Below are 13217 nucleotides of genomic sequence, written 5' to 3'. Positions count from 1 at the left end.
CGGGGGGTCGGCCACCCTGGTCGGGCACCGTTCCACGGCACCCCGGCGACGTTGCAGGGACAGCCTGTCGCCGTGGGAGGCGAGGGCCCGCACGGTTCTCCGGGAGCTCGTTGACCGAACGTCCCGTCCGGTCGCCCAACGGGCGCCGTGTGGCCCGGGGCCGGTCCGGGGCCCGGGTCAGGTCATGTCCGAGCTCCGCAGCAGAAGTTGCGCCACGGCCATACCGGCGACCACGATGGCCGCCCGGAACGGCCACCGGCTCCGGACCGCCGACGGCAGTGCCGTACCTGCGGCCGCGACGATCCCGGCCGCGGCCGCCAGTGCCCAGTCCGAGATGTCCGCCGCCCCGGGCGGCCCTGCGACGACCACGCCCACGGCCACCAGCATGAGTAACGGGGCCAGCCACCGGCAGGCCGGACGGCCGAGCCGCTGCGGCAGCCCACGCACTCCGGTCGCGAGATCGTCCTCGATGTCGGGAAGCACGTTCACCAGGTGTGCCCCCATGCCCAGTGACGCCGCCGCTGTCACCGCCCACCAGGCGGGCCACGACGGCGATGGCAGACCGAGGGTGACGAACGCCGGAAGCGAGCCGAAACCCGCGGCGTAGGGCAGCGGTGAGAACGCCGTGTGCTTCAACCGCAGGTTGTAGAGCCAGCCCGCGGCCACGCCCGCCAGGTGTGCCGCTCCCGCGGCGGCGCCGCTCAGCAGTGACAGCGGCACGCAGAGTCCCAGCGCCGCCCCTGCCGCGACGGCCGCCGCCCGGGGCGTGAGTTCCGAAATGGCCACCGGCTTGTCGGGACGCCCGCAGGCCGTGTCGCGCTGTGCGTCGAGCGCGTCGTTGCACCAGCCCACCGAGAGCTGGCCGGCCAGTACGGCCGCGGCCACCGCCGCCGACCCCGCTGTCCCGCGCCCCGCCGCCACGGCCAGGGCCGTCACGAACACCGTCACGGCGAGCGCGGGCTCCGGGTGGCAGGAGCGCAGCAACACGGGGAGGTGGTGTGCCGTGCGCGAGAGAGCCCCAGACGGGTGGAGAGACACGTGTGCACGGTAAGCGGGCATCCGAGGTATGGGAGACATTACCGACATGCGTGTCTCTGTGATCGCCGGTCCTGCCCCTTCCCCGCCCACTGCTCCGCGCCGCACGACCGTGCCGCACGCGGCCACCACGATCGCCGCTGTCCGCACGGCGCTGCCGCCGCACCGTTACGCCCAGGACGACCTCGCCGAGCCGATCGGCGACCTGTGCCTGCCCCCGGGGGCGGATCGCGCCGTGCTGCGCCGCCTGCACGCGTCCGCCGGTGTGCGCACGCGCCATCTTGCCCTGCCGATCGAGCGGTACGCCGCTCTCGGTGACTTCGGGCAGAGCAATGACGCATGGACGGCGGTGGCCCTCGAACTGGGTGAGGAAGCGCTTACTGGCGCGCTGACGGAGGCGGGGCTCCAACCGGCCGATGTCGACCTGCTGGTGTTCGCCTCCATCACCGGCGTTGCCGCACCGTCGATCGACGCCCGGCTGGCCGGGCGCATGGGACTGCGGCCCGACGTCAAACGGCTTCCGGTGTTCGGACTGGGCTGCGTGGCGGGCGCCGCCGGCCTCGCCCGGGTGCACGACTACCTGCGCGGGCACCCCGATGACACTGCCGCGCTGCTCACCGTGGAACTGTGCTCGCTGACGCTTCAGCAGCGCGATGACTCCCGTGCCAACCTCGTCGCGAGCGCCTTGTTCGGCGACGGTGCGGCAGCGCTCGTCGCGCGGGGCGGCAACTGCGCCGGGCCGGACGCAGCCGGGCCCTCGGTGGTCGACACACGCAGCCACCTGTATCCGGACACCGAACAGCTCCTGGGGTGGAACATCGGCGCGAGCGGGTTCCGCGTGGTGATCGATCCGGGTGTTCCCGGCATCGTGCGGGACCACTTCGGCCGGCACCTGCGTGCCTTCCTGAATGAACACGGCCTCACCACCGACGACATCGGGACCTGGGTGTGCCATCCGGGAGGTCCCAGAGTCCTCTCCGCCGTGAGCGACAGTCTCGGCCTGCCCGGCGACGCGCTGCACTCGGCTCGGCGCTCACTCGCGACGGTGGGGAACATGTCCTCGGTCTCCGTACTGCACATCCTGCAGAGCACCTGGGAATCCCGTCGGCCCGAGCCCGGGACGTGGGGGCTCCTCATGGCGATGGGCCCGGGATTCTGTTCCGAACTCGTCCTCCTGCACTGGTGAGTGAGTGGTCCCCATGTTCCTCATGCCGTGGTACACGCTTCTCGTCCTGGCCGTCGCCGCCGAACGCGTCGCCGAACTTCTCGTCGCCCGGCGCAACGCGGCCTGGACCCGCGCCCGCGCCGGTGTGGAGCACGGCCGCGGCCACTACCCGGTCATGGTCCTTCTGCACACGGGCCTGCTCGCGTGCTGTCTGCTCGAACCCGTACTCACCGACCGGCCGTTCCTGCCCGCCCTGGGATGGCCCATGCTGACGCTCGTCGCAGGGGCTCAGGCCCTGCGCTGGTGGTGCATCACCACACTCGGACCGTACTGGAACACCCGGGTCATCGTCGTTCCCGGAGCGCGCCTGGTCGGCGCCGGGCCCTACCGGTTCCTGCGCCACCCCAACTACGTGGCGGTCGTCGTGGAGATCGCCGCCCTGCCCCTGGTGCACTCGGCCTGGCTGACCGCGACCGTGTTCACCGGCGCCAACGCGGTGCTGCTCGCGGTCCGGGTCCGCTGCGAGAACGCGGCCCTCACCCAAGCGGTGCCCGCGTGAGCGGCGGCCACGACCTCCTGATCGCCGGAGGGGGACCGGCCGGCCTCGCGACCGCCCTGTACGCCGCTCGCGCCGGTCTCGACACCGTCATCGCCGAGCCACGCCGGGCGCCGGTCGACAAGGCGTGCGGTGAGGGGCTGATGCCCGGCGCCGTGCGTGCTCTGGCCGCCCTCGGCCTGGAGGCCCCGGGCCACCCCATCACCGGCATCCGCTACATCCAGGGATCCCACCAGGTCCAGGCCGCTTTTCGGTGCGGCCTTGGCCTCGGTGCGCGCCGCACCGACCTGCACGGCGTCCTGCACCGGGCAGTCCTGGACGCGGGGGTGCCGGTACTGCCCCTGCGGATCGACGAAGTACGCCAGGACGCCGCGGGTGTGACCGTCCCGGGCACCGGGCTGCGCGCCCGGTGGCTGGTTGCCGCGGACGGCCTGCACTCACCCGTGCGCCGCTGTCTCGACCTGGGGATGAAGACCCGGGGGACACCCCGATTCGGGCTGCGCCGACACTACGCGGTGCCCCCGTGGTCGCCGTACGTCGAGGTGCACTGGGGAGCACACGCGGAGGCGTACGTCACCCCGCTCGGCCCAGCACTCGTCGGCGTCGCCCTGCTGACGTCCCGGCGAGCCCCCTTCACCGCCCAACTGGAGACCTTCTCCGAACTGGCGGTCCGCCTCCCCCCGGAAGCGGCCGTCACCCCGGTGCGGGGCGCCGGCCCGCTGCGCCAGAGAGCCCGCGCGCGCGTCCACGGGCGGGTGTTGCTCGTGGGCGACGCCGCCGGATACATCGACGCGCTGACGGGTGAGGGCGTCTCCCTCGCCCTCACCGGCGCCCAGGCCGTGGTCGCGAATATGCGCCGCGGCACACCGATCCGCTACGAGACCGATTGGAGACGAGCGACCCGCCGCCACCGGCTCCTGACGGAGCTCCTGGTCAGGGCCCGGCAGCGGCCCCTACTCGCCGCCCACATCGTGCCGACCGCTGCCCGCCTGCCACGCCTCTTCGCGGCAGCGGTGAACGCCCTGGCATGAGACCGGCCGCTACCGGAAGGGTCACACAGGCCCGTCACCGGTCACCCCGAGGACAGCGGCGAGACCCGCTGAGGAATCGGTCAGAGGACGGTCGCGGAACAGTTCCGGCCACTGACCGTCCAGGGCCCGCCGCACCTGGCGCACCGGCGACAACCGCGCCCCGCGCAGCTGATCGACCCGGCACCAGACGGGCACCGGGATCACGACCCTGCTCAACGACACCCCGCAGCGCACCGCGCCGGCCCGGCACACCTCCAACCAGCCGCCGAACCGAGTTCCTTCATCGGCTCCGGCCTGCCCACCGCACCGCGCCCCACCGTGTACACGCCCTGAGCGAGGGCCGTGGCCGGGGCCTCGCGGGTGCGTTCCCGAGGCCCCGTACGGGCGGTGCGGTGGTCAGCGCAGGGTGACCGGCAGGCGCTCGATGCCCCACATGAAGTTGGACCGCAACCGCTCGACCGGCCCGGCGAGTTCCATGCGGGTCACCTTCTCGGCCAGCACCTCCAGCAGCACCTTCAGCTCGACCTTGGCCAGCGGCGCGCCCAGGCAGAAGTGGGGGCCGATGCCGAAGGTGAGATGCCGGTTGGGGGTGCGGCCGAGATCGAACCGGTCCGGGTCGGAGAACACCGTCTCGTCCCGGTTGACCGAGGAGTTCCAGATGGCGACGGCCTCCCCGGCACGGACCAGCTGGTCGCCGACCTGCACTTCAACATCAACGAGGGCAAGGTCATCCGGCCCTCGCTCGGCGCGGCCCTGCGCAAGGCCCAGCTGCGCGACAACACGTCGTTCCTGCTGCGGCCGCCGTCCCCGGCGAGCTTCGACTTCCTCGGCCCGAACGTGGTCGTGGAGGGCGCCGACCGGGACTACCCGCGTGACATCTGGCTGCTGAAGCGGAACGTCGCGTCCAACGCGAAGGCGGCGCCGCTGCTCGGGCCCGGCGATGGCGTACGGACCGCCGACGTACGACCACCAGCACGCGACGGCCTGGGCGCAGTGGCCGGCCGAGCGGGTCAGCCGTTACGACGGCTCCTACCGGGCGAAGGGTTCCGCGCCGATCCTCGTCATCGGCACCACCGGCGACCCGGACACCCCGTACCAGGACGCGGTGGCGCTGTCGCGACGGCTCGACAACGCCTCACTGCTGACGTCCGAGGCGGAGGGGCACACGGCGTTCGGCCGCAGCGCCTGCGCGACGGACGCGGTTGTCGGCTACCTGGTTGACCTGAAGGTGCCGGCCTCGGGCACGACCTGCGCGGACGAGACGCAGCCGCCGTCATCGACGCCGAGGACGAGCAGGCCGGCCGTCATCGACACGCGCTGTTCGGGCGCGTGCCTGTGGCACCCGGCGTCGTCCGGACCATCACGGCCGCCTGTCCACGTAGGCTCAACAGCGTTGCACTGCGAGGGACTTGAAAGGCGGGACCATGTGGCGTGAGGAGCTGATCCGGCCGCTGCCGGAGCTGTTGAAGGAGCACGCCGAGTCGGCGGCGCAGCGGGTCGCCTACTCCGACTCCTCGCGCAGCGTCACCTACGCCGAGCTGGAGGGTCGCACCCGCGCGCTGGCCGGGTATCTCACCCGCACGGAACTTCGCCGTGGCGACCGCGTCGCGATCTGCCTCGGCAACTGTGTGGAGATGGTGGAGAGTTGCCTCGCCGTGCTGCGGGCCGGGATGGTCGGCGTCCCGCTCAATCCGCGGTCCTCCGACGCCGAGCTGGCCCACTTCCTCCAGGACAGCGGCGCCGCCTTCGTCATCACCGACGCCGCGCACCTCGCACAACTGCGGCGCCTGGCACCGCCGTACGACGCCTTGGACGTCCTGGTCACCGGCACCGGCACCATCCCGGACGGCGCCCGGCTGTTCCGGAGCGCGGCCGAGAGCGAAGGGCCCGCGGAGATCGACCTGCTGGGGCTCGACGATCCGGCCTGGATGCTGTACACCTCCGGCACCACCCACCGGCCCAAGGGCGTGCTGTCCACGCAGCGGGCCGCGCTGTGGTCCGTGGCCGCCTGCTACGCCCCGATCTTTCGTCTGTCGCCCGACGACCGGCTGCTCTGGCCGCTTCCGCTGTTCCACAGCTTCGGCCACTCGCTGGCGATCCTGGGCGTGACGGCCGTGGGCGCGAGCGCCAGGATCGCCGGCGATCTGTTGGCGCCGGGCGGTCTGCGGCAGGAGCTGCTCACGGCGTACCAGGGGCTCGGCGGGCCGTTCACCATGCTGGCCGGCGTTCCTGCGACGTATCACCGGCTGGTCGACTCGGCCGGGGACGCCCCGCCGGCGCTGCGGCTGTGCGTCGTGGCCGGCGCCCCGAGCGGCCCCGCACTGCGGGCGGCCGTGGAGGAGAACCTCGGGGCGCCGCTGCTCGACGCGTACGGCAGCACCGAGACCTGCGGCATGATCGCGGTGAACCGTCCGCAGGGCCCCAGGGTCGACGGTTCCTGCGGGCCCCCGGTCCCCGGCATGGACGTACGTGTCGTCGACCCCCGGAGCGGCGAGGACGTCCCGGACGGCGCCGAGGGCGAGGTCTGGGTGCGTGGGCCGAGCCTGATGACCGGCTATCACGAGCAGCCCGAGGCGACGGCCGCCGCGCTGCGGGACGGCTGGTACCGCACCGGCGACCTCGGCCGCCGCGTCGAACACGGCCATCTCGAGCTCACCGGCCGGGTCAGCGAGCTGATCATCCGCGGGGGCGAGAACATCCATCCGACGGAGATCGAGCAGGCGCTGTCGCAGTGTCCCGGTGTGTCCGAGGCCGTGGTCGTGGGCGTGCCGCACGACGTGCTGGGCGAGGTGCCGGTGGCCTTCGTCGTACCGGGCCCGGGCGGGGTCGACGCACGGCGGGTGCTTGCCGAGTGCCGTATCCGGCTGGCCGACTACAAGGTTCCGGCCGAGGTCCGCGAGATCGCCGCCGTCCCGCGCACCGCGTCCGGCAAGATCGCCCGGCACGAGCTGGTCGCCCCTGCTCCGGCCGCCGCGGTCGCGGGCGACACCGCCCCGACCGCCCTGCGTGAGCGGCTGCTGTCCCTCTCGCCCGACGACCAGGAGCGTGCGCTACGGGAGGTGGTGCTCTGCGAGACGGCCGAGGTGTGCCGGCATGTGCCGGGCGATCTGCCCGACGCGGTCAGCTCCTTCGCCGATCTCGGCATGACGTCCGTCGGCGTGGTCGAGCTGGTGGACCGGCTTGGTGCGCTGACCGGTCTGAGCCTGCCGGCGACGCTGGTGTTCGACCATCCGACACCGGCCGGGGTGGCTCGGTACCTGCGCGTCGCGCTCAGCGAGGGCGAGCCTGAGGGACGCCCGCGGTCGTACGGCGGACAGGACCGGGCTCCCCAGGACGATCCGATCGTGATCGTCGCCATGGGCTGCCGGTATCCCGGTGACGTCGACTCACCCGAGGATCTGTGGGAGTTGGTGGCGCAGGGCCGGGACGCCGTCTCGGAGTTCCCGACCGACCGAGGCTGGGACCTGGACGCCCTGTACGACCCCGATCCCGACCGGATCGGCACGTCGTACGCGCGCCACGGAGGATTCCTGCACCGGGCCGCGGAGTTCGACGCCGGACTGTTCGGGATCTCGCCGCGCGAGGCGCTGGCGATGGATCCGCAGCAGCGGCTGCTCCTGGAGACGTCCTGGGAGGTGTGGGAGCGGGCCGGGATCGACCCGGCGTCGCTGCGCGAGAGCGACACCGCCGTGTTCGTTGGCGTGATGCACGGCGACTACTCCGCCCGCTTCACCCGTTCCCACGACTTGGAGGCGCACCTGGGCCTGGGCTCGGCGGGCAGCGTGGCCTCCGGGCGGATCTCCTATGCGTACGGCCTGCGCGGTCCCGCGATCACGGTCGACACCGCGTGCTCGTCCTCCCTCGTCGCGCTGCACTGGGCGGCGCGGGCGCTGCGCTCGGGCGAGTGCTCGCTGGCGCTGGCCGGTGGGGTCACGGTGATGGCGACGCCCAAGCCGTTCCTGGCCTTCAGCCGGCAGCGCGGGCTGTCGCCGGACGGGCGTTGCAAGTCCTTCTCGGCGGCAGCCGACGGCACGGCCTGGGGCGAGGGCGTGGGACTCGTCCTGCTGGAGCGGTTGTCCGACGCGCGGCGGCGCGGCCATCCAATCCTGGCCGTGCTCCGCGGCTCCGCCGTCAACTCCGACGGCGCCTCCAACGGGCTCACCGCGCCCCACGGGCCGGCCCAGCGGCGGCTGATCACGCAGGCGCTGGCGGACGCGGGGCTGCGCGCCGGTGACGTGGACGTGGTGGAGGCCCATGGTACGGGCACCCGGCTGGGCGACCCCGTCGAGGCGCAGGCCCTCCTGGCCACGTACGGGCAGGGCCGCGAGGAGCCGCTGTGGCTCGGCTCGGTCAAGTCCAACCTCGGGCACACGCAGGCCGCGGCCGGAGTGGCCGGCGTCATCAAGATGGTGCAGGCCATGCACCACGGTGAACTGCCCCGGACCCTGCACGCCGACTCGCCGACACCGCACGTGGACTGGTCCTCGGGCCGGGTGGAACTGCTCACCGCGCCCCGCCCCTGGCCGGCCTCGGAGCGGCCGCGGCGTGCGGGGGTCTCGGCCTTCGGGATCGGCGGGACCAACGCGCATGTGATTCTGGAAGAGGCGCCGGGGAGGGAGACGGCCCTCTCCCCGGAGACAGCCGCGCCGCCGCCGGTGCCGTGGCTGCTCTCCGCCGCCGACGAAACCGCCCTGCGCGCCCAGGCCCGACGGCTCGCGGCCGAAGTGGCGAACCGGCCGGACCTGTCGCCCGCCGACGTCGGCTACTCGCTGGCGGTGTCGCGCTCCGCACTCGCCCATCGGGCGATCGTGCCGGCCGGTGACCGGACACGGATACTGGACGCGCTGAGCGCGTTCGCGCGGGGCCGGGACGCACCGGGAGTCGTACGAGGACTGGTGGACCCGGAGATCCGTACCGCCTTCCTGTTCACCGGACAAGGCGCCCAGCGCCCCCGGATGGGTGCCGAACTGGGTGCCGCCTTCCCCGTCTTCGCCGAAGCCTTCAACGAGACCTGCCGGCACCTGGACGACCGGCTCCCACAGCCGCTGAGCGCGGTGCTGTCCGCCGAGCCGGGCTCACCGCAGGCGGCACTTGTGGACCGTACGGACTTCACGCAGGCCGGACTGTTCGCCTTCGAGGTGGCGCTGTTCCGGCTGCTTCAGTCGTGGGGCGTTCGAGCCGACCGGCTTGTGGGCCACTCCGTCGGCGAGCTGACGGCCGCGCATGTCGCCGGCGTATTCGATCTGCCCGACGCGGCGACGCTCGTCGCCGCTCGCGGCCGGCTGATGCGGGAGCTGCCCGACGGCGGCGCGATGGTGGCGCTGGACGCGACCGAGGAGGAAGCCGTCACGACGCTCGCGGAGTTCGGGGCGCAGGTGGCGATCGCATCCGTCAACGGGCCTCGTTCAGTGGTGATCTCGGGCGCGCGGGACGCGGTGCTCGCGGTCGCGGCCGACTTCGAGGCGCGAGGTCGCAGGGCCGTACGGCTGCGGGTGAGTCACGCCTTCCACTCGCCCCTGATGGAGCCGATGCTCGACGAATTTCTGGGGATCGCCCGCGAGTTGACCTTCCGGCCGCCGCGTATCCCGATCATCTCCACCGTGACGGGCCGGCCCGCCGAGCCTGCGGACCTGTGCTCGCCCGAGTACTGGGCGCGGCACGCCCGGCTGCCCGTGCGCTTCGCCGACGCCGTGCGCCGGCTCGCGGACGACGGGGTCTCGGCCTACCTGGAGCTCGGTCCCGGGCCCGCACTCACCGCGGCGGCCACCGACTGCCTGACCGACGCGTCCCCGACCGGCTCCGTTCTCGCCGTGGCCACACGGGGCGGTGCCTACGAACCGGAAACGCTTCTGTCGGCCGTGGCGCGGCTGCACGTGGCCGGCGCCGCTGTCGACTGGACGGCGGTGTACGCGGATTCCGGCGCGCGGCGCGTGAACCTGCCGACGTACGCCTTCCAGAGGCAGCGGTACTGGTTGGACGCACCGCCCCCGGCGGCGGCCGGTGCCGGGGCGCTGCTGAGCCCGGCGTTCCCGGTGCCGGACACCGAACGGACGGTGCTGACAGGGCTGTTGTCCCTGGCGAGCCACCCGTGGCTCGCGGACCATGTCGTCGCCGGGAGGGTGATCGTGCCGGCGACGTTGTTCGTGGAGATGGCCGTGCGTGCGGGTGACGAGGTGGGCTGCGGCGCGGTCGACGACCTCGTGATGCTGTCGCCGCTCGCCCTGCCCGGTTCCGCGGGGATGCGGGTGCAGGTCGTGGTGGGTGCGCCGGACGACTCGGGCCGACGGCCGGTCGACATCTATTCCCGGCCGGAGGAGTCCGCCGAGGACGCCCCGTGGACCCGGAACGTCTCCGGTCAGCTGGGCCACGGACGTGCTGCGGAGGGCGAACTGACCGCGTGGCCGCCCCAGGGCGCCGAGACGCTGGATCTCACCGACGCGTACGCCGCCCTCGCCGATGCCGGGCTCGTCTACGGGCCCGCCTTCCAGGGGGTCGGCGCACTCTGGCGGCGCGGCGACGACGTCTTCGCGGAGGTCCGGCTGCCCGCCTCGCACACCTCGGAAGTGGGCCGCTTCGGACTCCACCCCGCCCTGTTCGACGCCGCGTCGCACGCGCCCCTGCTGGCCGCGCCCCCCGACACGAGCACGGTGCGGGTGCCGTTCGCCTGGAGCGGCGTGAGCCTGCACGCCTCGGGAGCCACGGAGCTGCGGGTCAAGGTGACATCACTGAGCCCGGACACGGTCTCGCTGACGCTGGCCGACCCGTCCGGCCGACTTGTGGCGCGCGTGGACTCACTGGCCACCAGGGAACTACCGGCCGACGCAGCTGACATGACGGCCGGCATGACGGACGACATCGTACGGAGGGCTCTGCTGCGCCCTGAATGGGCCGCCCTCGAAGTCCCCGGCCACGCCGATGAGCGCGCATGGACGGTGCGCGGGCCGGACGAGCTGAACCTCGCCGGGTTTCTGCCCGGCGCCGTGAACGCCGGGTTCGTCGCCGTCACGGCTGTCGCGCGGGCGACCGGTTCCGATTCGCTGTCCGCCGTGCACGAGTTGACCGGCAGGGTGCTCAAAACGCTTCAGGACTGGCAGGACGATCCCGGTACGGCGGGCTCACGGCTGGTCGTGGTGACGCGGGACGCCACCGGGCCGGTGCCGGACCTGGCGGGTGCGGCGGTCTGGGGACTGGTGCGTGCCGCGCAGTCGGAGCTGCCCGGTCGTGTCGTTCTGGTGGATGTGGACGGGCGGCCCGAGTCGTTGCGGACGCTGCCGTCGGCTGTCGCCACCGGTGAGGATCAACTCCGTGTACGGGACGGACAGGTGACGGTTCCGCGTCTTGTTCCGGCCGGGGACGCCTCAGCCGCGGGGGCTGCCTTCGGCGCGGGCGGTACGGTGCTGATCACCGGAGGCACCGGTGCGCTGGGCGCGGAGCTGGCGCGTCACCTGGTCGCCGAACACGGCGTACGGCATCTGCTGCTGACCGGACGCCGTGGTCCGCAGGCGCCAGGAGCCCGGGAACTGCGCGGCGACCTGGAGGAGATGGGAGCCCAGGTCGGCATCGTCGCCTGTGATGCGGCCGACCGTGCCGCGCTGGCCGAGGTGGTCGAGCACTGTGAGCCGCCGCTGACCGCCGCGGTGCACGCCGCCGGGGTCCTCGACGACGGCGTGCTGGACTCGCTGACCCCCGAGCGGATGGCGGCCGTGCTGCGCCCGAAGGCCGACGCGGCCTGGAATCTGCACGAACTGACCCGGGACATGGGTCTCTCGGCGTTCGTCGTGTTCTCCTCCGTCTCCGGCCTGCTGGGCCGGGCGGGCCAGGGCAACTACGCGGCCGCGAACTCCTTCCTCGACGCCCTCGCCCACCGCCGCGCCGCGGAAGGGCTGCCGACGCTGTCGCTGGCGTGGGGGCCGTGGGAGCACGCCGGCGGCATGGCGGCGGAGCAGCCCCAACAGCGCGCACAGCGCCCACACCCACGCGACGTGCTGGTGCCGATGTCCACACAGCATGGCCTGGCCCTGTTCGACGCCGCGCTGCGCTCGGCGGAGCCGGTCCTGGCGCCGATCCTGCTGGACCGGGCAGCGCTTCGGTCCGGTGCGGGGCACCCGCCGCCACTGTTGCGCGGACTCGTCCGTCAGAACCGGCCGACCGCCGCTGCGACGGCCCCCGGCTCCGCCGGCTCTCCTGGGCAGATGCTGGAGCCGGGAGTCTGGCGGAAACGGCTGGCCCCCATGTCGCCGGTCGAGCGGGAGGCGGCGCTCGCGGAGCTGCTGCGGGCCGATGTGGCCGCGGTGCTCGGATATCCGCACGCCGACGCGCTGCCGGCCGGCCGGACCCTCGCTGACCTGGGGTTCGACTCTCTCACCGCCGTGCAGATCCGCAACCGGCTGAGCATGGCGCTGGGGCTCCGGCTGTCGGCGGCAGTGGTGTTCGAGCACCGCACTGCCGAGGAACTGGCACGCCACTTGCTCGGCCTGCTGGACGGCGAACCGGCCGCCGCCGCCCCTGAGGCCCCTGGCGCCCCTGAGGCGCCCGAGGCCATTGAGGCCGAGCGGCCCGCGTACACCCTCTCCTCGCTGTTCCGGACGGTCAGCGCCTGCGGACAACCGGTGGCGGCGATGCACCTGCTGGTCACCGCGTCCTGGGCACTGCCCTCCTTCACGGTCGCCAAGGCCCGCGAGCACGCTCTGCCCCCGATCCGCCGCTCCCACGGCCGCCCCGGCTCCGGAAGGCCGACGATCGTCTACTTCCCGGCCTACCATCCCTCGCTCGCGTCGGACGGCGGAGACTTCCCCCGCTTCCACCGCGCTTTCCACAAGGACCTGGAGGTCCTGGAATTCCCGCACCCCGGTATCGGCGCCGGTGCCGCCGTCCCGGAGGACCGCGCCGCGCTGGCGCACACGCAGGCCGAGAGCGTGCTGCGGCACGTCGGGGACGGGCCCTTCGTGGTCGTAGGACGGTCGGCGGGCGGCAATGTGGCGCATCTGGTGGCCCACCAGCTGGCAAAATCCGGCCGGGCACCCAACGGCCTGGTGCTGCTGGACACATACCACATCACGGCGGACAACAGCGACAAGGACTGGCTGCTGTCCCTGGCCGCACCGCCGCCGCAGGACGCCGGACAGCCGGTCGCCATCACCGGGGACGACGACACCGCCCTGGCCGCGATGGGGGCCTACAACCGGATCTTCCTCGGCTGGGATCCCGAACCGGTCGCCACGCCCACGCTTCTGGTGCGAGCGCTGCGGCCCACGCCCGCCATGGCGGCCTCCGCCGAGGCGGACGACTGGCGGACGTCCTGGCCGTCGGCGCACGACGTCATGGACGTCCCCGGCGACCATCTGACGATGATGCAGGAACACGCGGAGACAACCGTGTCGGCGATCCGCAGCTGGATCGACGCACGAACGACGAAGGGAGACAAGTGAGT

6 protein-coding genes and 1 pseudogene are annotated in these 13217 nt (G+C 73.2%); 5 read left to right on the top strand and 2 right to left on the bottom strand.

What is annotated here, in order from left to right; genetic code table 11:
- Positions 1 to 177: 177 nt before the first annotated feature.
- The gene (locus tag ACF1A1_RS13440; protein ID WP_391999542.1) at positions 178 to 1077 is read right to left on the bottom strand and encodes a UbiA family prenyltransferase; all 900 of its coding nucleotides are present in this window, start codon (positions 1075 to 1077) and stop codon (positions 178 to 180) included.
- Between the two features lie 7 nt (positions 1078 to 1084).
- Between ACF1A1_RS13440 and ACF1A1_RS13435 the strand changes: the two genes are divergently transcribed.
- From ACF1A1_RS13435 to ACF1A1_RS13425, 3 genes are read left to right on the top strand one after another with little or no spacing between them, the layout of a single operon-like run.
- Positions 1085 to 2221 (top strand): type III polyketide synthase, encoded by a 1137-nt coding sequence (locus ACF1A1_RS13435; protein ID WP_391999541.1) that lies wholly within the window; start codon positions 1085 to 1087, stop codon positions 2219 to 2221.
- A gap of 22 nt (positions 2222 to 2243) precedes the next feature.
- Entirely contained in the window at positions 2244 to 2759 is a 516-nt protein-coding gene (locus ACF1A1_RS13430) for an isoprenylcysteine carboxyl methyltransferase family protein (RefSeq protein ID WP_391999639.1), read from the top strand.
- On the top strand, positions 2756 to 3787 hold the full coding sequence (locus tag ACF1A1_RS13425; protein WP_391999539.1) for an NAD(P)/FAD-dependent oxidoreductase: 1032 nt from the start codon (positions 2756 to 2758) through the stop codon (positions 3785 to 3787). The genes ACF1A1_RS13430 and ACF1A1_RS13425 overlap by 4 nt, the downstream gene beginning before the upstream one ends.
- Positions 3788 to 4183: 396 nt before the next feature.
- Here ACF1A1_RS13425 and ACF1A1_RS13420 read toward each other — a convergent pair whose 3' ends face one another.
- Complete coding sequence (locus ACF1A1_RS13420) at positions 4184 to 4492, bottom strand: cytochrome P450 (RefSeq protein WP_391999537.1); 309 nt, start codon at positions 4490 to 4492, stop codon at positions 4184 to 4186.
- On the opposite strand from ACF1A1_RS13420, the pseudogene ACF1A1_RS13415 reads away from it, so the two are divergent.
- Together ACF1A1_RS13415 and ACF1A1_RS13410 are read left to right on the top strand one after the other, a co-directional pair.
- Positions 4475 to 5087 (top strand): annotated as a pseudogene (locus ACF1A1_RS13415) (alpha/beta hydrolase); the annotation flags it as partial. The gene ACF1A1_RS13420 and the pseudogene ACF1A1_RS13415 sit on opposite strands and share 18 nt — an antisense overlap.
- Positions 5088 to 5211: 124 nt before the next feature.
- Positions 5212 to 13215, top strand: coding sequence for an SDR family NAD(P)-dependent oxidoreductase (locus tag ACF1A1_RS13410; RefSeq protein ID WP_391999536.1), 8004 nt, complete (start codon positions 5212 to 5214; stop codon positions 13213 to 13215).
- The last annotated feature ends 2 nt before the right edge of the window (positions 13216 to 13217 follow it).

Origin of the sequence: Streptomyces sp. NPDC014995 (genome assembly GCF_043080745.1) — a bacterium.
In the GTDB taxonomy this organism is placed as follows: domain Bacteria; phylum Actinomycetota; class Actinomycetes; order Streptomycetales; family Streptomycetaceae; genus Streptomyces.
This window is presented reverse-complemented; position numbering and strand designations above follow the sequence as displayed.

What these genes read in the sequence shown, in the direction of transcription:
- ACF1A1_RS13435 (WP_391999541.1), top strand. Translation starts at nt 1,085, where the DNA reads ATGCGTGTCTCTGTGATCGCCGGTCCTGCCCCTTCCCCGCCCACTGCT.
- ACF1A1_RS13410 (WP_391999536.1), top strand. Translation starts at nt 5,212, where the DNA reads ATGTGGCGTGAGGAGCTGATCCGGCCGCTGCCGGAGCTGTTGAAGGAG.
- ACF1A1_RS13430 (WP_391999639.1), top strand. Translation starts at nt 2,244, where the DNA reads ATGCCGTGGTACACGCTTCTCGTCCTGGCCGTCGCCGCCGAACGCGTC.
- ACF1A1_RS13440 (WP_391999542.1), bottom strand. Translation starts at nt 1,077, where the DNA reads ATGTCTCCCATACCTCGGATGCCCGCTTACCGTGCACACGTGTCTCTC.